At 66.0% G+C, this 22,342-nt stretch carries 16 protein-coding genes and 1 pseudogene; 16 read left to right on the top strand and 1 reads right to left on the bottom strand.

The window, feature by feature from the left end; genetic code table 11:
* The first annotated feature begins 17 nt into the window (after nucleotides 1–17).
* The 16 genes and pseudogenes from NV348_RS00085 to NV348_RS00010 all read left to right on the top strand — a co-directional run bounded on the left by NV348_RS00085 (nucleotide 18) and on the right by NV348_RS00010 (nucleotide 19,446).
* Entirely contained in the window at nucleotides 18–662 is a 645-nt protein-coding gene (locus NV348_RS00085) for a DUF8175 domain-containg protein (RefSeq protein ID WP_447145083.1), read from the top strand.
* Nucleotides 663–674: 12 nt separating this feature from the next.
* On the top strand, nucleotides 675–1,472 hold the full coding sequence (locus NV348_RS00080) for a DUF8175 domain-containg protein (protein ID WP_357370154.1): 798 nt from the start codon (nucleotides 675–677) through the stop codon (nucleotides 1,470–1,472).
* Nucleotides 1,469–2,899, top strand: a complete 1,431-nt coding sequence (locus NV348_RS00075) for a hypothetical protein (RefSeq protein WP_447145082.1) — start codon at nucleotides 1,469–1,471, stop codon at nucleotides 2,897–2,899. The genes NV348_RS00080 and NV348_RS00075 overlap by 4 nt, the downstream gene beginning before the upstream one ends.
* Entirely contained in the window at nucleotides 2,896–4,368 is a 1,473-nt protein-coding gene (locus NV348_RS00070; RefSeq protein WP_447145081.1) for an SCO6880 family protein, read from the top strand. The genes NV348_RS00075 and NV348_RS00070 overlap by 4 nt, the downstream gene beginning before the upstream one ends.
* Nucleotides 4,365–6,095 (top strand): putative type IV secretion/conjugal transfer ATPase, encoded by a 1,731-nt coding sequence (locus NV348_RS00065; protein WP_447145080.1) that lies wholly within the window; start codon nucleotides 4,365–4,367, stop codon nucleotides 6,093–6,095. Before NV348_RS00070 ends, NV348_RS00065 begins: the two co-directional genes overlap by 4 nt.
* 82 nt (nucleotides 6,096–6,177) lie before the next feature.
* Nucleotides 6,178–7,133 (top strand): annotated as a pseudogene (locus NV348_RS00060) (M23 family metallopeptidase); the annotation flags it as partial.
* Nucleotides 7,134–7,157: 24 nt separating this feature from the next.
* A complete protein-coding gene (locus NV348_RS00055; protein ID WP_495885077.1) occupies nucleotides 7,158–7,694 on the top strand; it encodes a lytic transglycosylase domain-containing protein in 537 nt (178 codons plus the stop codon).
* A 147-nt stretch (nucleotides 7,695–7,841) separates the two neighbouring features.
* Complete coding sequence (locus tag NV348_RS00050; RefSeq protein ID WP_447145077.1) at nucleotides 7,842–8,402, top strand: hypothetical protein; 561 nt, start codon at nucleotides 7,842–7,844, stop codon at nucleotides 8,400–8,402.
* Nucleotides 8,395–9,993 carry a hypothetical protein gene (locus NV348_RS00045; RefSeq protein ID WP_447145076.1) on the top strand — a complete coding sequence of 533 codons (1,599 nt, stop codon included), beginning with the start codon at nucleotides 8,395–8,397 and terminating at the stop codon, nucleotides 9,991–9,993. Before NV348_RS00050 ends, NV348_RS00045 begins: the two co-directional genes overlap by 8 nt.
* 170 nt (nucleotides 9,994–10,163) lie before the next feature.
* Nucleotides 10,164–10,523: a hypothetical protein gene (locus NV348_RS00040; protein ID WP_447145075.1), complete on the top strand. Its 360-nt coding sequence runs from the start codon at nucleotides 10,164–10,166 to the stop codon at nucleotides 10,521–10,523.
* On the top strand, nucleotides 10,523–12,415 hold the full coding sequence (locus NV348_RS00035; RefSeq protein ID WP_447145074.1) for a hypothetical protein: 1,893 nt from the start codon (nucleotides 10,523–10,525) through the stop codon (nucleotides 12,413–12,415). The genes NV348_RS00040 and NV348_RS00035 overlap by 1 nt, the downstream gene beginning before the upstream one ends.
* 396 nt (nucleotides 12,416–12,811) lie before the next feature.
* Complete coding sequence (locus tag NV348_RS00030; RefSeq protein WP_447145073.1) at nucleotides 12,812–13,441, top strand: hypothetical protein; 630 nt, start codon at nucleotides 12,812–12,814, stop codon at nucleotides 13,439–13,441.
* A 107-nt stretch (nucleotides 13,442–13,548) separates the two neighbouring features.
* Nucleotides 13,549–14,424 (top strand): hypothetical protein, encoded by an 876-nt coding sequence (locus tag NV348_RS00025; protein WP_447145072.1) that lies wholly within the window; start codon nucleotides 13,549–13,551, stop codon nucleotides 14,422–14,424.
* Complete coding sequence (locus NV348_RS00020; RefSeq protein WP_447145071.1) at nucleotides 14,421–15,449, top strand: hypothetical protein; 1,029 nt, start codon at nucleotides 14,421–14,423, stop codon at nucleotides 15,447–15,449. The genes NV348_RS00025 and NV348_RS00020 overlap by 4 nt, the downstream gene beginning before the upstream one ends.
* A gap of 2,026 nt (nucleotides 15,450–17,475) precedes the next feature.
* Nucleotides 17,476–18,774, top strand: a complete 1,299-nt coding sequence (locus tag NV348_RS00015; RefSeq protein ID WP_447145070.1) for a TraM recognition domain-containing protein — start codon at nucleotides 17,476–17,478, stop codon at nucleotides 18,772–18,774.
* A 474-nt stretch (nucleotides 18,775–19,248) separates the two neighbouring features.
* Nucleotides 19,249–19,446 (top strand): DUF4913 domain-containing protein, encoded by a 198-nt coding sequence (locus NV348_RS00010; RefSeq protein WP_447145069.1) that lies wholly within the window; start codon nucleotides 19,249–19,251, stop codon nucleotides 19,444–19,446.
* A gap of 2,707 nt (nucleotides 19,447–22,153) precedes the next feature.
* Here NV348_RS00010 and NV348_RS00005 read toward each other — a convergent pair.
* Nucleotides 22,154–22,342, bottom strand: a 189-nt coding sequence (locus tag NV348_RS00005) for a hypothetical protein (protein ID WP_447145068.1), incomplete at its 5' end; no start/stop codon positions are given.

The raw sequence follows: 22,342 nt of genomic DNA, 5'->3' as shown, positions 1-22,342 counted from the left end.
AAACACAGGACATCCCTATGTCACAGAAACTTTCGGCACGCGCCCACCGGACGATCACCGTGTGGATCGTGCTCGCCATGGCGGCCATCGCCGCCACGGGCTGTGGTGACACCGACGCCGACGAGGACCCGCGCGCACCTGCCACCACCGACGCTGCACAGCTGATCCCGAGTGGGCTGAGCTGGCGGACCTACCAAGGCATCGACCTGCCGATCGCAGTGCAAGGTCCCCGCGTGATCGATGGTGTGGTCGCCACGGACTGTGACCGGTCCCCGGTCGGAGCCGCTCTGGCCGCGATCCACGCGACCGTGCGCATGTCGGTCGCACCGGACGGTCAGTGGGCCTCGGTCGGGCAACGAATGATCGCCCCTGGCCGAGGACGCGACACCTGGGCGACAGCTCGCGCCCAGATCTCGATCACCACCCCGGCCACCGACATGGTGCCCAGGATCCTCGGCTACCTCGTCACGGCCTACGCCGACACCGAAGCGCAGGTCCAGACCTACTCGACCTATCCGGACCGCTCGATCACCCGCAACACCGCCACCGTCATCTGGGCCACCGACGGGTGGCGACTGCGACTGCCCGACACCGTCACCGAAAGCCCGGTCACCGCAGTGGATTCGGTGCCCAACGACATGGTCGCCCTGCCGAAACCGTGAGGACCAACTCTGATGCGTTCGACTCGAACCCTGCTCCTTGTGCTCAGCATCATCGCCGCTGTGGTGATCGTCGTGTTCGTCCTGACCGTCACCGGCGACGACCAGCCTGACACCGCCCAACCCTCAGTGCAGAGCGGACAGCCCACGACGACCGCCACGCCGCCGCCGACACCGTCATCAGCGCGTCCGCCAACAGTCGACATGTTCGGCAACCGTCTCGAAGTCCCAGTTGAGGAAGCCGGTGCGGCGCTGCCGCAGATCGCCGAGGATCGGATCGAAGCGACGCGATCGGATTTCCTGACCGCGGCACCGGCTCGATTGCAGTGGCAGCGAATCTGGGACGGCGCGGCCGTGCCGGTCTCAGGCAGCGACGGCCCCGCACGCATCGACGCCGGTGTGGCGGAAGGATTCGCCCACACACCCCAAGGTGCTGCATTGGCGGCGATGGACGCGATCGGGCGGGTCTACGCCGCACCGGAACCGATCTGGCGAAATGTAGTTCGGGACCGCTTTTACGGTGGCGGCGATACGTTGATCGACCAGTTCGCCCGTTCCCGGGCCAGCGCCCCGGATATGGCTCGCTACGTCACCGTCCCCGAAGGGGTGCGGGTACAGCCCGGCTACCGCGATGACCTAGCCGTGGTTCAGCTCGCGGTCCGTTCCACGAGCGGGTACGCGATCGCGACCTGGCCCATGGTCTGGGTCGAGGGCGATTGGCGCATCCGCACTCCCGACGACATTGAAACTCTCTGGCGCCCAGCCACACCCACCGCCTCAACGGCTGGATTCGGCCGCTGGAGGCAGTCGTGACCAGCATCCTCGCCGCGCCGGTCGCACCGGGAGATGGTGTCCACGCCCAACTCCCCGATCTCGCCTGTGTCGCGGTGCCCGGGATAAAGGAAGCGTGCCAACTCGCAGATGCGGCAGGGGGCGTGGCTGAGATGGCGAGCGACTCGGTGATCGGCGGCATCGCAGCCGATCTCATCGACAGCCTCGTGACGGCGCTGCGGTTGGTGATGGCCTGGTGGACGACCTTTCCGTCGCCGGAACTAACCACCTCCCAGGGCCAGCCCGCCCCGGTACTCGCCCAGATCCGCGAATACACCAGCGGCCTGCAGGTGGTGCTGTTGACGGCCGGGATCATATTCGCGGCCGCACGTCTGGCATTGGCCAAGCGGGGTGCCGCGGCGGGGGAAGCTCAGGAGAGCTTTCTGATGTTGGCGCGGGCAACGTTCGGCGCGATGACGTTCGGTGTGTTGATCACCGTCGCGACTACGGCTGGCGACGAGTTCGCATCATGGGTTGTCTTCGACGCGGCCCGCGGTGACCTCGATACCGCCGTCGGTCGCATCGCCGATCCGCGGATCACGGGCAACCTCGGCTCCGGAATCCTGCTCGTTCTCAGCGTGCTCGGCTTGATCAGCTTGTTGGTTCAGCTGGTCATGCTGGTGGTTCGACAGGCTCTGCTGGTTGTGGTTGTCGCGGTGATTCCGATGGCGGCAGCAGCGTCGGGGACCGGGCCCGGTTCGCAAGCCTACAAGCGCCTGGTGGCGTGGTCGCTGGCGTTCGTGCTGTGGAAGCCGGTCGGAGCGTTGGTCTATGCGATCGCGTTCACCGTCACCGGCAGTGGTGACGAACCAGATCCCCAGATGATCTTGCTGGGGGTGATCTTGATGGTGATGAGCGTGATCGTGCTACCAGCGCTGATCCGCTTGATCGCACCAGCGGCATCCACGCTCGGAGGCGGAGGCGGAGCGGCATCAGCGCTGGTCGGCGCTGGCGCGGGTATCGCCATGTCGGCTGTCGGCAGCGGCGGATCGCAGGCCAGAAAGATGTCTGAGGCTCAAAACTCTGGTCCATCGGCCGGATCATCGAGCCGGGCAGGCTCACCGCCTTCTGGGCCGAGTGGCGCTGGTGGGGCGCGGCCGATGGCAGCGAGTTCGGGATCGCCGTCTGGCGGGACAGGCTCGGCGCCGGGTGGCGGCGGGTCTGTGTCAGCAGGTCCGGTTGGGGGTGGTTCGCGTGCTGGCGGGGCTTCTGCCGCGGGTGCCGGTGGTTCGGGCAATGCGGCCGCTGCCGGTGCGATGGGCGCGGGCCCTGCGGGGGCGGCGATGTTAGGCGCCCAACTCGCAGGCGGCGCGCTGCGAGGCACTGCTTCGGCCGCTCAAAGCTCTATTCCGGAGTCGTCGCCACAGATGGATCCCGATGCACTCGGTCCCGGGGAGGTCCGGCGATGAGCACACGGATGTATGGGCGCTGGGAGCAGCCGCGCTCAGCCGGGTTCTTCGGCCTGACCTGGGGCGTTTCGCTGCTCGGTCTCGGCTTGATCATCACGGTGATGGTGTCGTTCATGATCACCCGCTCGCTGGAATTCGCAGGCGCTGTCCTGCTCGGTGCGGCAGTGGTGTTCGTCCCGCTGGCGGTGACGCGCAACGGGCGCACCGGTTGGGAACTGTTGCTGCTTCGGGTTCAGTTCGCTCGCGCTCGTTCTCGCGGCGAGCTGACCTACCGGTCCGGGCGGTTCTCCCGGCTTCCGGGTTTGGCGAAACTGCCTGGGTTGCTGGCTGATTCGCGCTTGACCGAGTACGAGACGTCGGGTGGGAAGCGGTTCGCGATGCTGCATATCCGGCGTAGCGATCACTACACGGTGATCGTGCGGGTGATCCCGCGCGGCAAGGAACTCGTTGACCAGGCCCAAATCGATTCCTGGGTTGATGGATTCGGTCAGTTCCTGGCCTCGCAAAGCCGTGGTGGAGAAGTCGTCGCGGTGACTGCGGTGTTGGACAACACCGTCGAGACCAGGTTGAAGCAAACTCGGGAAGTCGCCCGGCTGATCCGACCGAACGCCCCTGACTTCGCCAAGTCGGTGATGAGGGAAGCCGCCGCTGACAGCGGTGGGGTCGGGGTGCGGATCGAAGCTCGTATCGCGATCACCTACCGAGCGATCGGCAAAGGCCGCATCCGCCGTGACCAAGCCGAGCAAGCCCGCGAGATCGGGCAACGACTGCAATCGGTGCTATCGCAGCTCGCCCGCGCCGGCCTACCCGCCACACCCCTATATGCGTGGGAAGTACTGGGCCTGGTCCGGAGCCGATTCGACCTCGCCTCCCAACGCGATGTCGAGGCGGCCGGGGCGCAGATCGTGGAGTCGCAGTCGTGGGATTCGGTCGGACCGCTCGCCCATCATGATCGGTGGGATCACTACGTCCACGACGGCGCCCGCTCGATCACCTGGGAAATGGACGGTGCACCCCGCGGGGCGGTGATGGAAACCGTCCTCGAAGAGCTGTTGCGTCCACGCCCGGATATCCCGCGCAAACGGGTCGCGATCGTCTACCGCCTGCATTCAGCCGCTGAAGCGACGTCGTTGGTGGACTCGGACTTCCGCGACGCGGTCGCCGCCGAACAAACCGAACGAGGGATCTCATCGGCGGCGGCGCGGATCCGGGTCGGGAACACCTCGGCCGCGCGGGAGGAGCAAGCGCGCGGGGCGGGGTTGACCCGGTTCGGGGTGTTGGTGACGGTGACCGATCACCTCGATGCAGACCTGCCCGGAATCGAAGCGTCGGTCAAAGGGATGGCGGCGGCGTCGCGGTTGACGGTGCGCCGCTGCTACGGCTACCAGGCCGCGGGGTTCGCTGCCTCCCTCGGGATCGGGCTGATCTTGCCTGAACACGCTTCCATCTCCGATCGGGTGTCGGGATGAACGCGCGCGCGGGGAGCTTCCGTCGCCGAGGCAAGCCCGCGAAAACCGAGATCGTCGAGGGCATCAGGATCCTGACCACCCTCCATCGTGGTCAGGTCGAGATGACGGCCCTGACCAGGGGTGGCCTGCGCGGTTGGCGGGCACGAATGATGCTCTCGAGCGATGACCATCGACGTGCGACCGCAGCGCGCCGCCGCGACGGCGCCGCCGGTGACGGGTTCGACCTCACCGCCCCGGCGTTCACCGACCGCGGCTATACCGGTGCGGGCGGTGGCCGGGCGTCGGTGGTCCCGCGTACCCCGGAGTGGCGTGCGACGACCGTGCAGGTGGCTGGGTTGTGGCCGTTCTGCGTCGGCGCGAGCGCCCCGACCGCGGGGGTGCCGGTAGGTAGCCACTACATCACCGGCGCCCCGGTGCATTTCGACCCGATGTCGTGGTTTCTGCGGGGGTTCATCACCGCGCCGATCGCGTTCGTGTTGGCGCTCAACGGCTTCGGCAAGTCCTCGCTGATCCGACGCATCGTCGCGGGTGCGGTTGCGGCGGGGGAGACCGTGCTGTGCATGGGCGACACCAAAGGCGAATACCGCGACCTGGTCGAGCGCCTGGGTGGGCAGGTCGTCGATGTCGGCTACGGCCACGGGACCATCAACCCCCTCGATGTCGGCGCCTTGGGCGCCACCATCGACCGGCTTCCCGATGCCGATCAGCGTCGCCAGGTTATGGCGCGGGTCGAAGCGGGCCAGATCAACATCGTCGCCGGGCTGATCGAACTCGTGCGCGGCGCCCGGGTCGAAGACTACGAGGAAGTCTTACTCGCCGCCGGTCTGCGCGAGCTCTACAGCCCGGCAGGTGGTTTCACCCACCAGAACCCGCCACTGCTGGAGAACCTGCTCGCGGTGATCTCTGCCGGAGGCGAGCGGTTGCGCGCATTCGCTGAAGAAGACGACGAAATCTCCTACCGGGCCGCTACGAAGACGTTGCGTCGGTCGATGCGTGCCCTGGTCGAAGGACCGTTCGGGGCGATCTTCAACGGACCCACCTCGACCCGGCTGGATCTGTCGAGTCCCGCGATCTGCATCGACATCTCCCGTATCCCCGAAGGCGACACCAAACTGCTGGCAGCGGTCTTGATGACCTGTTGGTCGGACGGGTTCGGCGCGGTCGCCGCCGCCCACGCCCTCGCCGACGCGGGCCTGGCCCCGGCACGGACGTTCGAAGTCGTGATGGACGAGATCTGGCGTGTGCTCGGCGTCGGTGAATTCATGGTCGACCGCGTCGACGCGCTGACCCGACTCAACCGGCCCTTGGCCACCGGGCTGATCATGTGTTCCCACACCATCAAAGACCTCGCCGCCTTCGACTCCCCAGCCGCACAAGCCAAAGCGCTCGGGTTCTTCGAACGCGCCCGCGCGAAGATCATCGGCCCGGTCGGGCCCGAAGAAGCCAACCGCATCGCCGCGGTGGCCGGGATGACCGACACCGAGAAATTGTTGGTCACCTCCTGGGCGGCGCCGCGCCCACCCAGCGACGACGACCTCGATACCTCGCGACGCGAAATACCGCCGGGCACAGGGTGCTACCTGCTCAAGACCGGTGAAGCCGAAGAGCCTGGCATCCCGTTCCGGATGGTGTTCACCCCCACCGAACGCGACTCCGATATCCACAACACCAACCGCCGCTTCGACAACCTCGGCCACACCTCCGGTGGGGCGGTGAATCCGCGATGAGCACCGTCGAACCCGGTCGTCAGCGAAACCCCATCCCGAGCTCGCACACCCACGAGACCCACAGTCACCCGGTGGTGTCGCGATGAGTAGTGCCGCTCGGGCAACGGTCGCGGTCGTGGGCGCGGTCCTGATGCTGCTTGGGCTGCTGCTGTTCGCGGGCGTTGTCGAGGAGGGGGGCTGCGCGCCGTCGGCGGTGCAGAGCGGGGCGGCCTCGGCGACCGGTGACGCGAGGACGATGCCGATGGCCGAGGGCAGCTACACCTTGACCTCGGGTTTCGGGATGCGTTGGGGCACAAACCATCAGGGCCAAGACTTCGCCGCCGCGTCCAAGACTCCCATCTACGCGGTCGCCGACGGACTCGTCGTGCGGGTCGGAGCTGCCAGCGGGTTCGGGATCTGGGTGGTCATCGACCACAACATCGACGGCGAAACCGTGTCCTCGGTCTACGGTCACATGTTCGCCGACGACGTCCGTGTCGAACAAGGCCAGAACGTGCGTATCGGTCAACTGATCGCCGGCGTCGGCTACAACGGTCAAACCGTCCCCCCAGGCCCGGACGGGGCGCACCTGCATCTCGAAATCTGGACCGAAGGAGGACGATTCGGCGGCGGTACGGCCATCGACCCGATGCCGTGGCTGCTCCATGGAAATGCAGACCAGTCGACCAGTGTCGCGACATCGAGCGCGGTGTCGCCGCCGACGACATCAGTCAGCGATGCTCCCGTAGCTGGCGCCGGTGCGGCGGCAGGCTCCGAGCTGCCCGAAATGCCTGCGTCGATCGGCTTGGAGCGTGGGTTGCAGGTCGACTCGATCCGTTTGGCACGCACGATCGTTCAACGGTTCCCTCAGGTGCAGAAGATCTATGGGCAGCGTGGGGATGATCTGCCCGATCACCCCAGTGGCCGGGCGATCGACATCATGATCCCTGACCCGACATCCGGGGACGGCAATGCCCTCGGTGATCAGATCGCCGCTTCGTTCTCACCAACTCCGTTGCACTGCGGATCGACTATTTGATCTGGCGCCAGACCTACCGTGCGGCCAGCGGCGAGTCCAACCTGATGGAAGACCGGGGCGGGGCCACCGCCAATCACATGGACCATGTCCACGTGACCACCCTGGGCGGGGGATACCCAGACGGCTCACCGATCGGCTCCGTCGCGACCAACCCACCCGGCACCAGCACAGCGTCGACGTGTGGATCCAGTGGCGGAGAGGCCGATCTCGCGCCAAACACTGTCCCCGCCGACTTGGAACCGTGGTATCGGCTGGGTGGCACCGTATGCCCGCAAATCAGCGCGTCGCTGCTCGCTGCCCAGGGCAAACAAGAATCCGGGTACCGGCGCGGGCTGACATCGTCGGCTGGTGCGCAAGGTCTGGCGCAGTTTCTGCCCGGCACCGCGACCGCTCTCGCCTCCGACGGGCAGCCGTATGTGATCGACGCCGACAGCAGCGGCGTCGCCAGCGTGTGGGACGACGGCGACGCGATCATCGGCCAAGCCCGCTACCTGTGCGACATCGCCGACCACGTCGATGCCTGGATCGAGCAGGGCAAAGTCGTCGCCCCCAACGGTGCCGTCGAGCTCTACCTCGCTTAAGCTACAACGCGGGCGAATACGCCGTGCTGCGCTCGGGTGGATTTCCCACGGGTTCACCGGATTACGAAGTTCAGACCCGCCCGTATGTGGCCAGCATTCTCGCGATGGCCACCCAGATGTCGACGACGATGAGCTGAGGACACCATGGTGAACCGTCTACCTCTGTGGGCTGTGACCCTCGGTGTCGCGGCCGTCCTGATTGTGCTCGCCACGGTGCTGGTGGTCGGCGCGCAGAACAGTGAGCCCGTGCCCGGTACGCACACACCGGGTACCGCCCACGTGGAGGGGCCGGATCCCTCGGCTGCCGACGCCCGGACCGCCACCCACATGGGTTTGGCGGCCATGTTCTCCTGGCAACCACGCACCGACCCCAGCCCCGGCACCGGATTGACCCGCGCCGCACCGTGGCTGACCGGCGAACTGGCTGCCGCAGCGAACAGTGGTGTCGCGAGCGGATCGGCACCGCTGCCGGAATGGGCGCGATGGCGCGACAGCAACGACATCGTCACCGCCCTGGTCGACGCCGAGCAGACGAAAACCGACATCGCCGGGACGACGGTCGCGGCGTCGGTGACCCAGCAGGTACTCCACAGAGACGGCTCCACCACCCTCTACCGGCGGCTGCACGTCACCGCCACGGTGACAGAGACGTCGCAGGGGTGGCGGATGTCGAGCTATCGCATCAACTCGGTGACCGGCCATGGCTGACACCACCCAACCACTCGAGCCCGCCAGCCCGGTGCTGGCCGCGTCGCCGGAGAACAACCCCGGCAGTACACCTCCGATGCTCGTGCATCGACGGATGGCGGCGGCGATCCAGAACGTCACCGTCGATCTGATGCTGCTGGCGCGGGAACCACACAGCCGCATCCAGACTTTCCGGGATCTCTCGATCGCTGGGCGGGTCCTCAACGAACAGGCTGCGGCGATCGGGGTGCCCGCCAACTGGATCGACTTTGGACGACAAGCTGATCAGGAAGGTCGAAAAGCGACCGGGACTTCCTCGTTGCCTCCTCGCCGTCCGGTCTCGCGGTCGCTGCTGATCGCTCAGCTACACCACCAGGCCGACACACTGTGGACCATGGCCGCCGTGGGCCCGGTCCGGCGCGACCGCGGCCCGGTGAGCGCACCGGCAGCGCAGAAGCTGGGTGAGCATCTGCGGTTGCAGTGGTTGCGGGTGGCGATGGTCGCCACCGCCATCAATCTCACCGAAGCCGAAACCCGTGGCTGGTGGGCCACCGATCCGACCCACTGCCACTCACGCCAGGCCCAGATTCAGCAACAGTCGGTACCCGATCAGGGGCGTCAATGGCGTGAGCTCACCCACTTTGCGAGCGTGCGTGAAGCACGGGTCCGTGTCGCGGCGATGCGCATGGTCGGCATCGACCTCACAGCCAGTGCCCCACATCAACTACCACCTGCCCCGCATCTGCTCGAGGCTACTGCCGAGAACGCCTGGCACACCGCATCTCTGGAATCCGAAGGCGTGGGAGGTGCACGCATCGGCGCCGCGATCGCCGCCACCGGTATCGACGACGCCCACAGCATCGCAGACGGCGACACCCACGACCTGCCGCCTCCGACCAGGTCAGCGCAACACCACGTCGAACCGGATTTCTTACCCGATTGCTTCGAGGAGAGCTCCATGACAACCCATCCCACTACCCCTGGCCCGTCAGCGCCGATCACACCCGAAGACATGGTCCGCGACCGGTTGACCGACCTGTGGACCTTTGCGACTACAGAGGAATTCGACAGCCTCGCCACCGAATACGGGTTCACGACCGAAGAAATGTCGCTGCGCTACGTCGTGGCATTGTTGGATGTCGCAGGTATCGACTACCAGGGTCTGCGACAGACCGAAATCCTGTGGGCAAACTCAGGTGCCAACCTCGTGCGCAAGGCCGCGACGGGCCCGGCACTGACAGTGTGGTCGGCGGCGACCCTGCAGGCGTTCACCGTCTGCGCCCCGTCCGGTCGCATGATCTGGCACGAACGCTTCGGCACCGCCATGGTCGATGGTGTCGACGCGGCGACGGTGTCGGCAGAGAAGGCGATCGAGTTGGCCGCTCACGCTTTGCGTGAGTGGGGCGCCGAAGCCGGTGTCTTGCGGTTGAACCTGGCCCGCAGTCGCGGCCTGGACTTCGATCGGCTGCGCCGCATCGCCGCCACCGAGGGCCTGGTCCTCGATATCGCGACCGTCGCGGTCCGCAACTCGGCCGCCGAACAATGCATCGCGCCCGAACGGGTCGTTTGGCGGACGGTCGACCTGCGCGAGCTCTGGCAGAGCGCGTCATGAAACCCGCTGTGTTCGCGACTACCGCCGCAGTGGTCTTGGCGGTAACGGCGGCGAGTGGGTGCTCGACCGCGGATACGCCGGTGGTCGAACCGGTCTGCAGCGCGGAGGCCTTTCCGCCACCACACTCCGAGGTCTGGCCCTGCTCGGCATCGGATGTTCTGCGGGCCGCGGTGACCACGTTGTATCAACTGGACCCGGTGGTCGGGCTGGATGCGCGGTCGATGTTCGAGGCCACACGACCGCTGATGCGGGCCGCGTACTCGACCGACACTCGCGTGGGGACATCGCTCTGGTCGCCGATCACCGTCGCCTCGTGGCAGGACTGGGTCGAGCACCACGTGCCATTGCGGACCGAGGTTCGTCTCACCGGTGACGACCACCCGCCCGATACCGCGACCTCGTCGAGCCGGGTCCTGACAGTCACCCTGACCCCGGCCGAGCGCACACCGATCGCGTTCTCGGTGTACGCGAGATCGACGCGCCAAGGCCCGGAACGCGCGTGGCTGCTCGCCGAAATGCTGGTGCTGTGATGAACGGCGATCCGGTCGAAGAAGGTGGCCAAGCTGTCCGTCAAGGATTCCTGCAAGCGCTGCAGACCGCCCACACCACCAACGCACTGTTCCGCAGCAGAGGAGGGGAATCGCGCTCACGCGCCGAATCCGAGCAGCGATCCGCGATCGAAGCGGCCAAGAACCAACGGTCGTGGATCGAGCACCAGGCCAGGCTCGGAAATCTGGGGTCGGAGCGAGCGCTGAGCATGGCCAAGATCGACGAGGTCCGCGCACGCATCGCCAACGCAGCACAGATCACCGAGGTCGACCTCCGCCACAAAGAAGGCCAAATCACCCGCGCCGAAACAGATCTCGCACGACGCGAACACGATGGTGCGCTCTCTCGAAGACAGAGCAAGGAGCTACATACCGAACGCATCGCCGGCTACACCAACCGCGAAACCCGCGACGTGGAGCTGCACAAACTCGATTTCGAGCTCAAGAAACTGATGATCGAGATCCGGCGGCGTGCGGCTGGATTCACCGACACCTTGCACCACTCGGATGAACGAACCGGTGCAGGACAGGCAGCGGCGGCCCAGTTCGCCGCCGCAGACGCCACGCGCGACCTTTCCCCGGACGCCGAAGCCGCGGCCCAAGCCTACGAAGAACGGTTCATCGACGACACCGGCCTGGACCTCGAAGGCGTCTTGTCCGACAACGGTGCGGATCTGTCCGATCGCGGGCCTGAAGGCATAGGTGACATGGCCGGGCTTGCTGCGGATCTCACGATCACCGCGCACTTGAACGACGAATTCAACTACCTCGCAGATCATCTCGACCACACCGCCGACCCGGTCGCTGACCCGATCTTCGACGCGGAGATCGTCGAGGCCGGTGAATGGATCGAGGCTGCCGTGTCGGCCGCAGCGGTCCACGACATCGACCCCACCGCCCCCGACCCTGACTTGACCAGCGGGGAGCAGAACCCTCGCTCGCACGCACCACGGGCAAGGAGATCGAAGTATGGCGCGATCCCGATGTGGGACGGGGCCGGTGAGATGTTCGACCCGAACCCGATCCAGGCCAAGCTACTCGCGGTCGTGCAGAACCTGGCCAGCGACAACGCGCGCCTGATCGACCAATCCCGCACCGGGGACAACGAGCAACTGTCGCCGATGGCGTTGGCTCATCTCGATATCGGGCGCCGTACCCGGGAGAACCTGGAAGTGATCGCGACCGCGGTCGGGGTGCCGAAATCGGTGATCGACTACACCCGCGCCTCCGGTGAACGCGGACACCGCTGGCAACCCGGCCAGCCCCTGCTGAGCACCGAGGCTATCGACCGCGACACCCTGCTTCGCGGACACCTGCGGGCAGTCGCGCAACTACAGATGATGGCAGGGGTCGGGGCCGCGTTCTCCCGACAGGGAACCCTGCCGCGCGAGGGATTCGCCGCGTTCCGGCGGGTGATGGGTCTGAACTGGCAACGCGTCGGCGCCGTCGGGCACGCCCTAGGCCTGAGCGCCGTAGAACAACAACACGCGTGGCAACCCACCAACAGCCCGTGGACCGACCACGTCGCCCAGTCCATGGCAATGCTGGAGCGGGCAGCGTTGAGGACGCGGTGGCGGGCCGTCGTCGAGACCAACTTCGCCACGGTGTCGATGCCGGTGATGGTGCTCCAAGCCGCCGGAATCACCCCCGACGACATCAACCGCCAACTCCCCGTCCTGCCCGACCGGATGGTCGAGCTCGCCGCAGACGCCCTCGAACCCGACCCCGCGACGCGCGGCATGGGTGGGGCTGGCATCGACGCCGCGATCGAGGCCACCGGCGCCGAGTCCCAGACCGAATTCGAGCCCACCGATCACCGGCCTGCTTCGCACCCGGATCGATACCGCGGGCCCGACACGGGCCCGGGGCCGTGACCAATCGGATGCCACTGCTATCGCCCGTCACAGCCCGCCATCACAGAAAGTTCAGTGATTCAACAGGATTGGAGAAACCGGGTGAGTCATCCGCTCTCAGGTGCTGAGGATCTGCCGTCGTGGCAGCTTCGGCTGCTCGAACAAATTCAGAACTCGAAGCTATGAGCACTACCGCACGCTGTTTCACGGTTACCCGCAATACTCGGCCGCCGCCAGTGGCCCGAGCATCCAGCTCGAAAACTGGCGGACCAACCTGCGGGCACTCGAAGCCGAGCGCTCCGAGATCGAGCTCCACGCCCACGGACTCGACATCCCGCAACGAATGATCGACTACGCCACCGACACCGGTGCCCGGGGAGCACGCTGGGGCGATACCCGGAAACCGCGCTGTTGCCGATGTCCCCGCCCGGGGCGAGCACCACGCGCCTGCACCTGCTCGACCAGATCGCCGATGATGTGTGGCGCCTGGAACACACGGCGCTGGTCCGTGCGGAGTACCTGCATCGCGTCCACACCGGTGGGTTGGCCGACAACGAGCCAGGAGAACGCCAGCTCCACGACAACATGGCCGCGCTGTGGCGCCATGCCGCCGGCACCGCGGCGCTGATCGACCTCGACCCGGGTGAGGCCCACCAGTTGTGGGGCCGTGGACCCGACTCATGGCAACAGTTAGCGGAGCTGACCGCAGCCTCCTACACCGATACCGAGCTGCAGCAACGGTTCGCCGAAATGTCGTGGAAAGGAATCGAAGCCGAAGCCTCGCGCAGCTTTGACAACCTGGCGGCCAGTGCCTCCACAGATCTCGCACCGCCGACCCCGTGGGAGGTCGCCGAGCGCGCCGAACAGGCGCTAGCCGCAGCCAGCTTCGCTGACGAACTGGCCCCACGCCTTGGTCATGGCATCGGCACGGCGGTAGAAGCGACCAGCGCCGGGCTCGGCACCGACTGGGAGCCCGACCCCGATCCACAACAACACCCCGCCCGGACGCGGACAGGGAGTGGGCGTCGATCAGGGGCGGGGTCATGACCAGCGGGCGCGATCTGCACCAGGAGCCCGCACAGTGGAGCGACTGGATGCACAGGATCCAGAACCTCGCCGCTGATGTGAGCCGATTTCACGAATCGGGAACGATGTTGATCGGCGAGGCCGACCCCGCGGATCCCCCACGGCAGGTCCGGCAGCAGGCTAACCGGCTCGACGCCGCCCTCGACGACGCCGAGCAGCAGGCACGGGCCGCAGGCTTGGATCTCACGTGGATCCATGACGCGCGCACGGTGGGCTCGCAGCAAGGCGCGAGCCCGCACCCCAGTGCGGCGCGGCGGGTTCCCCTGCGCGAGCTGGGAATCGAGCGGTTCTTCCTCGACCTGCTCGACCTGGATCTGTGGCAACTCGAGCGGATGGCAGCCCTCGACTCCGCAGTCCACCTTCGAGTCGCGGCCCGCCACGGCGGTATCGCGGTCGAGTCCGCGCGCACATCCGCCCTGCTCGAGCACATGCACGTGCGGTTTTCGCGGGTCTCATCCCTAGTGGTCGGCGCGCAGATCACCTCAGAGGAAGGCGAACGGATGTGGGGCGCTTGCGCTGATGCCATGCGGCGCATGCACGCCACCGCTACCGACCAGATGAGCGACGCGCAACTACTCGAACAGTGGCAGGAGTATGCCGATGCCGACGCGAGACTGCGGATGCCCCTCTACCGGCGCCAGGACCCTGACACCGGAAAGTTCGTGGAGGACAGTCTCACTGACCTGCCGAGCCCACAACGGATGATCTCGCGAGCCGTCCTGATACGCGAAACCCGTCCACCCGAGGGCACCGAACACCCTGCCACGGAACAGGCACTCGGTGCGGCGATCGGTCAACGGCCCCAAGACGCGGATGCGATCGATGCCGGAGTGGAAGCTGCCAGCACCGACACCCACGCCGACTGGGCGCCGGATCCACGAACCGACCCTGATCCGACCATCCCCGGCTACCAGCCGGGCCACGAACTGGGGGAATGGCGATGACCAGCGCACACGAACCCTCCATGAGTCAGCGCCACGGCGAGCTCCTGCGTCGGGTCCAGAACATGGCTGCCCAGCTGCGCGAGGTGACCGACGCCGGACCGGCCATGTTCGACGACGGCGTCTCCGCAGACAGCCAACTGGTGTGGACCGAGCGACTCGAAACACTCCGCATCGAAAGCGAGCATGCCGAGTTCGAGGCGATGCTGGAAGGTGTCGATCCGGGCTGGGTCCTCGATGCCCGCGAACTCGGCAAGCGCGGCGCGAGCTCACCCTCGCCTCACGTGGTGCGCTCCCACCCCGCACGCGCTAACGAAGCGCAGGAGTTCTACCTCGACATGCTCGAGGTAGACCTGTGGAATCTGGAACGCATGGCCAGCCTGGAGGCCGCGCGGGTGAACCGGATCGCTACTGGGCGATGGAATTTCGACCACGACCCGATCGCGGCGGAGCAGTTCTCCGACAACATGGCTGCCCTGCACAACCGGGTGACGGTGCTCGCGGCCGCGGCGCAACTGACACCGGCCGAAGGTGACAGTCTGTGGGGTTCGAGCGTGGAAGGGATCCGCCGCGTGCACGCGGTCACCTTCGCCGCCTACGACGAGCAAGCCTTGGCACAGGAGTGGAACGGCTATGCCCGCGCGGATCCGGCGTTGGCGGTGCCACCGTATGTTCCGCGAGATCCCGAGACCGGCACGCCTACCGAGACCGCCAACGGTGGGCCCGCCGACGCCGCGTCAGATGCTCGCCGACGCGACGAGTGCGTTGCGGGTCCAGTTCGTCGACACCGCCATCCGCGGCTCCGAATCAACCGATCTCGCCGCCGAGAGCACTGCGATCACCGCCGTGGTCGACGCGGCCCTGGGCGAGGACCGGGAGTGGATCTGGGAGCCCGACCACGACCCGGCAGCTGGGCGCGGTCGAGAGATCAGCACCGACCGCGGACCAGAACTGTAGGGCCGCAACCGCAAATCTGTGCCTTGTCGGCGCATCGGCTAGGGGATCTGGACCGAGGCGACCGAACCTGAACCGCTGGGACTTCACACACCCGACAAGGGTGTGACGTTTTCTCGATCCGAGGAAGCACGATGCCCATCCATACCCGTGAAAACCCACCTTCTGCCTCGAACCCCGCACCGCCGACCGCGATCGCTTCTCCGGGAGCATGCGATGAGCTGGGAAACCCGAGGAACGGCTTTACCAACCCCGACTACTACCGTGAAGCCCGCAGACCACGTCGAAGCCGAATTACGCGCCGACTTCGCCACCCACCACCAAACACGCGGGATCGCCGCCTACGGAGAAACCCGGCCCAGGTCGTCGAACTCAATGCTGCGCGCGCACGCCATCGCCCGCCAATGGCAACAGGGGCGGCACGCCAGAGCATCAGCAGCTGTGGCAACAACTGGACACCGCCGTGCGGGCCTGGACTGCCAACCCTGAATCCGCCCGCGTCGAGTTCATCGATCCAGCAATCGTTCATCGAGGGCGGCTCGGGTATCGACCCGAACACTCCGTCCGTACCCAACGACAAGCCGCGCGGAACTGACCGGGCACCTCGAGCCGGTCAACGACCACTCTGCCCAAGACGGTGCCCGGTGGCGGCCCCGCCACTTGAGTATGGTCCCCGACCTCGGCGCCGATGGGGCTCGGGTAGCGCAGTTGATCGCGCGCTAGGTGGACGATCCGGCGAAGAACTGAGCCTGGCCGAGATCGAGGCGATGAACAACAGCGCTGACGAGCTGCTGTCCGCCGAGGAAACTCCTCGGTGATCTCGATCCACCGGCAGGAAGAGATCACCGCGCTGCTGCCGCCGAGCAACGCAAGCACCCCTCACGGACAACTTCGCCGCGACCCTCGACCAGCTCCCGGCACAGATCGCTGCCTGCGCCGACTCCAAGACCCTGACCGCTCACCCACATCCGGCTGGCCGTCGAATTCGACGGAACACCCCAGGGCGGCAGGTCCTGATCGGAATGGAGCGGCTGATGGATGGTGCGCGAGAGGCCAAATCCTGCGCTGCTCTGTCCGGCAGGCGCTGACCCGGACGAGATCACCAGCGCGCCTACCGCAGGGCTGTCGGGGCAGTTCTGGTCACAACAGCCGGGGCACTCGGCTGGCACAGCTCGACCACGTTCTGTCCGAACGCGACAGCGCGCTGGGCGAAATCGATGGATTGCGTGCCCAGCTCGGCATTGCACCCGACCAGCCTCCGGCGCTCGTACTAGCCGCAGCGGTGCAGAGACTCCCACCACCGAGCTGGACGGCCACCTCCGCCCACTGGAGCCAGGTGGGGCGGTAATCTCCGGCGCTGTCGAGGCTGCTCCTGCCCCATGACCGACTTCGCACGCCGGTGGACGACCCCGAACTCACCGGCGTCATCGACGCGTCCCCCGCGAAGCTACATCGTCTACCCCCAATTCTGAAAGGTCCAGGTAAATCATGCTCTCTCCCCCATGTGAAACCCGCCGTCGCACAAAGTCCGGGATGGGTGAGGAAGATGGCATGCTCCTCATTCTGTTGGCACTGCTCGCTGTCGTGTTCGAAGCAGTGGGCGGCGTTGAAACTCGGCAGCTGGTCGGCCGGGCAGCCGATGTCATGGAACCCGTTCATCGCCTTGCCGTCGGTCACCGCCGCAGACAAACGATGGCCCTGGCAGTCGACGCCGATCGCCGTGGTGCTGCTGTGCGCGATCGCGCCTGGCGGTGCGCGGGTGAGATGCACCACCGGCCGCGAGGTCGATGTGGCCGCGCGAACGATGCAACGGCTGGTGGCAAGATCCGCATCGCTCGCGGCGCCGACAACCTCAAGCCGACAACCAACGATTGCTCGCCGACGCGCCACCCGAAGTGCGAGCGAATCCGGGACCAGCTGGTGGGGCGACGGTCATCGGCGATAATCGCCCTGCACGTACCCGCCGGAACTCGGTGTCACAGCAGGTTGACGGCCGGTCCAGCGACTAGCAAGACCGTCGCGTGGCGATCCCGGCAGTGCTCTCAGCATGGGGGCCGTGGCTGCCACCCTCGAACAAACCGGACCTATACTCGGCACACCGTGTACGGGCGCGAGCAAGTCGGCCGGGTGTGGGTATGTGACCTGCAAGCGGTGACCGGGCAGGTGGTGTGCGGGTTCTGGGTGAATCTGTTCAACCAAGTCACCGGGTTACCCGCGGCGCCAAAGCTGGCGGGGTTCTTCGTGTCCGGGTCGGCCGGTTCGGCTAATGAGATCGCCAATGCCAAGACCGATGCCTACTTCGACGGCGGCGCCCAAGAGCTGTTCGCGCTGTGTGTCTTCGCCGCCGCGTGCGCGGGCGGAGACCTGCACCATAGTCGCGGGGAATGGCTCGGCCGCGACCAAGATCCGACCCCGGCATTGATTTTGCGCCACTACGGCCACGACCGACCCGCGGCCAGGATCGTCGAATGCCAAGGCCTCTACGCCAGACAACGTGACGGCCTCTACGACATGGCGCGAAGGTTTCAACGTGCTCTCCGATTCCGGGGTACGCCCAGATGGTCACGCCCCCGGTTCGGAAGCTGTTCCAGGTCAGCGAAACCACCGCCAAGCCCGACCACAGCATCGAGTCGGGGCGGGAAAGTGTCCTCGATTCGCAACGGTGTCCTGATCGAGTCCACCGAGCAGGCGCGTACCCACCTGTTGCCGGAGTTCGATCACGTCTCGTTCGTCACCTCCAACGACACCCTGTATCCGCTGTCGATGACCGGGCCTGATGGTGCCACTCCTTTGACCGCCGCGCTGGTCGGCCAAGTCCTCCGAAGCCGCTCTCACCTGCGGCGGGCCCGCCCGGACGGGCGACTGGCGACACCGTTGTTGTGTGTGCTCGACGAAGCCGCCAACTGCGCCCGAGTCAAAGCGAACTGCTCCTCCTACTACACCTATTCGGCGGGCTGCGGGATCATCCTGATGACGATCCTCCAGGTCCTCGAACAAGGCGAAAACCTGTGGGGTGTCAATGGTTTGGAAGACCATGATGGGCCCAGGCGATCGAGGTCTACGGCGGCTCCATCGCCTCGCGCGACTATTTGGATCATTAGTCAGCGATGGCCGGGCAACACGACGTCTCCGACCGCTCCCGCTCCTACACACCCGGCGGGAAATCCAACGCAACCCGTCCTGGCGCGCAGAACCTATTCTCGATGTCGCGATGCTCGCCGCCCTGCCGAAAGACCGGGCCTGGTCCGACTTGGCCACGGCCCGGTCGTGTCCGCAAAATTCCCTGGTTCGACAGCGAGTACCCGCGCCGCTGGTGCGCAAGTCGATGCAACGGTTCGAAGGTGGGCGGGTCTCTGCACTGGTCAAGTCGAGCCCTTCGGGAGCGGGGACCAGTCGTGACGAGCCCGAACGGCTGGATCGACTGCCACTGCGCAGACACCCTCGATGCCGCCACCAGTTCGGTCATTTTCACTCGATTTCGCGCAGGCGTGGATGTTGCCCACGATCAGCGTCCGTTATGGCGCAAGCGAACCGGGAGAACACCTTCACCTGGTGCACGCAAGTGATGGTCTCATCGCCCGTCGCGGTGCGGGTCGCCCATCTGCACACCGCGTTCAAGCGATGGGCGCCGTCCAAAAAGCCGGATCGAGCCTGAGCACCTTCCCTACTGGAGCCACTTGACCCGCACGTCAACCCTCATCCTCGACGAGCGGCGAACGGCCCCTGCACCGGTGCTCCGCACCCATCCCCAGACCACCCCGTCGTTGCTCCGTTCGACCCCGTCCCGCCCTGGTTGGTTCGGCACCAAGCCTGCCGTTGTCGACACGGTAAACCACCGAGAAGTTCGACCACTAGCAGCGAATTCGCCGAACAATGGCTGCTGCCATGACGGCAGTAAAGATCGCCGCAAACGACCAGAGGGGGCCAGTACACGTGTGTCGGTGGTGGTGGCGACACCAGCGTCGCCATATCCGCTTCGCAGGGCTGCACGCCTGCTTCGAGGCCGCAATCAATATTGACGACAAGATGGCGATGTCAGCCTTGTTCGTCCGCCAATCGACCCGCAGTTGAGGCTGATCCTCGACGCCGCCAACGGCCCCTGCACAGGTGCACACCACAGCACATCGATAGCCCTGGGCTCACGAGCGACCAAGTACCGGCGAACTGGTTCGCGCCCCGGATCGGCCACCCCCGATCGAAGCCCTCGGCTTCGCTCCGACTTCCGGGCCTTGGCCGAGGGCGGTGATCCGCAATGAGTATGGCGAACGCGACCACAGTCCAGAAAGGGGTCCTCAAGGCACTACAGAATCAAGCCGCTGACTGCACAGAAGCTGCTGACCACCCAGCGCGCCAGCGGTATTGAGTCGACCCGGGACCGACGCAGAATATCCACACTTGGGCGACGCTGCACACCGAACTCGCCGCAGCCCCCTGCGGGCGGGGTCCCGGCCGAGTGGGTCGATCAGGCCCGCGAACGCGCATAAGGCCAATCCGCTGGAACACCAACCTGTTCCTACGCCGCGCCAGCCCCGATCGACCGCGACCTAGGGATTGATCCCGACAACCTCCCGCGCCGATATCTAGCGACTACCCGGTTCCGCGGCATTCACGCCGCCTACCCCACGGCACCGGGCGACACGACGACACCACCGGCGACCGTGGACCAGACCCTCACCACGCTCTGGCGCCGATCCGTCCAGATCGGTGTCCTGATCGGTATCGACACCGACCAAGCCCGACAGCACTGGCCCCACCAGCAATGGAGTGTGCTGCAAGCCTCGGCATCGGCGGCCGGGCAGACCCAAGCCCACCTCTCCCACCCAACACTGGCACGCGATCGCGAACACCGACACTGACCAGCTTCACACCGCACAATCCATCGCCTTGACCCGAGTAGGGATCACACCGAACCCGACGATCGCCCCACCCGAGCTCCGATCACGCCACACTCCACGGCCCTCAGCGAACAGCGATGTCGGCGGTGTGGGTGGCCTGTTCCTCCGAGCGGCAGGCGCACACATCTGGTGCCAAAGTGTCGACGCCACGCGATCCCAGGCGGCCCACACCGACTATGACGCCGACATCACCGCACCGGTGTTCAGCGACCCCAAATCAACTATCTCCGGGATCAATCCATGAGCACCCCTCGGCTGTCCCGCGTCTGGTCTCCGATCTGCCCGCCCCACAGGCAGAGTCGCTCGCGCTGATCCACATGACCTGGCTCGCCACGCCGGGTGTCGTCCGTGGACGCTGAGGAGCATGCCCCCCGAACTCGTTCGCCTCGACCTTGACCCGGCATCGCCGAGATCACCGCCGCCAGCAGGGAGTGCCCGCGGTGGATCAAACACGGTCACGAATACGGCAACGCGAACAGGGTGTAAGGCGACCGACGACGGTGTTGCGCGATCCACCCAAACAATAACGTGATCCGTCGTGGGTTCGGCCGAGTCGTCGCCGACACGAACCGGCTCGTCGACATGGCCACGGTCTCGGTCCTGCGCCACCAACATCTGCAACGAGCCGGGATCGAATCAGAAATCCAGAACCTGCGGTGGCGTACCAGCTTCGACGGAATATGGATGCGATCCGCACGCGCATCATTCACACCGCCGCCGCGATCGGAATGAGGCCCTGCCCAACGCGTCCGCGCTGTGACCGTGACCGATGCCCACTCCGCTGACCGTCTCGCCGCCCACAGACTGCCTGCCGTCGATGATCTGACCGCGCTCTGGCGATGCAGCCACCCCGGCGGTCGCGGCGAGTGTTCGTTCGTCGCCAGCCAGTTCGCGCCGCACCACCACCCCCGCCGACAGCTGTCGTCGAAACCGCCGACGCCGGTGGTGCCACCGACGACACAAGAACTTCTCACCCGCGCTCGCCAGCAACCCATCGACCCCAGGTACTGCAGCGGATGATCCCTCGACCACCGGGCACAGGATCGAGAACGCAGTCCACCTCAGCTCTCGGTCACGGCAACAGCACCTGACAGAACGAGCCGGCTGAGCAAACACCTGCACGCCCAGCCAACCAAACAGATCGCTGCCTCATTGCGGGCCTTGAATTGTGACAACTGAGGCTGGCCTAGTTGGTCGGAGTCGTGACCAAGGACGCTGTTTGGCTGTTACCTCGCAGATGATCCGACCGTCGGCATCCATCGCCTCAGCTTGGCCGCGCACATTTTGACGCCAGGTGGTGACTGACCTGGCTGGGTCCTGCGGCCGGACCTGCCGACTGTGGTGATCGCCGTCGTTATCACACCTGAGTGGCGGCTGGTCGCTGTTCATGGTCTGCGACGCAGATCTCCTGTAGGCCCTGCACCGGCCGATAGCGGGTTTCGCAACATCCTGAGCCTCGAATCGGGCGTCGACAATTTCGAACCGTCTGTAGTCTTGCGGAGCTACTTTTACGAAACGGTTCATCAAATTTGCAACATCAAGCAGGAGAAGTCAATTGACCGTAATCGTCTCGCTGCACTGCCCGGACCTCGTTGACGCAATCACCGAGTGATCGGTTCGATAGATTTACGGACGCAGCAACTCATGGGGGCGAGTAGCAGACCCGGTCTTCTGGACCATCGGGCACAGAGAAGTCCCCCGCCGATGCGACAGCCGGTATACCAGTCAGTGGTGGTTGCGCCAGCCCGGATAAACGCTGTGGCAGTTCTGCGGGAGTGGTTCATGAAACGACACGCGGCGGCAGAACCAGCGCAGAACGGCGATCTGACGGTCGTTGACGCACCAGGGGGCCATATGGATCCGTTGAGTGAGTCAAGGCTGAGTCAGACGATGGTAGAGGTCGCCGCACGGACTGAAGCCATACCTTGAGGAGCGCCGCGGTGAGATTCGCCGCCGCAGACCGAAACCCGAAGTTGCTCCAATCCTCGGCGATATGCAGCGGCACCGAACGGTTGACCGCTTGCCGCCGCAGCACGCAACCCGGGGATGCCGGTGACGGTTACGCAGTTCTG

The organism is Nocardia fodinahabitans (assembly GCF_052983615.1).
This window is presented reverse-complemented; position numbering and strand designations above follow the sequence as displayed.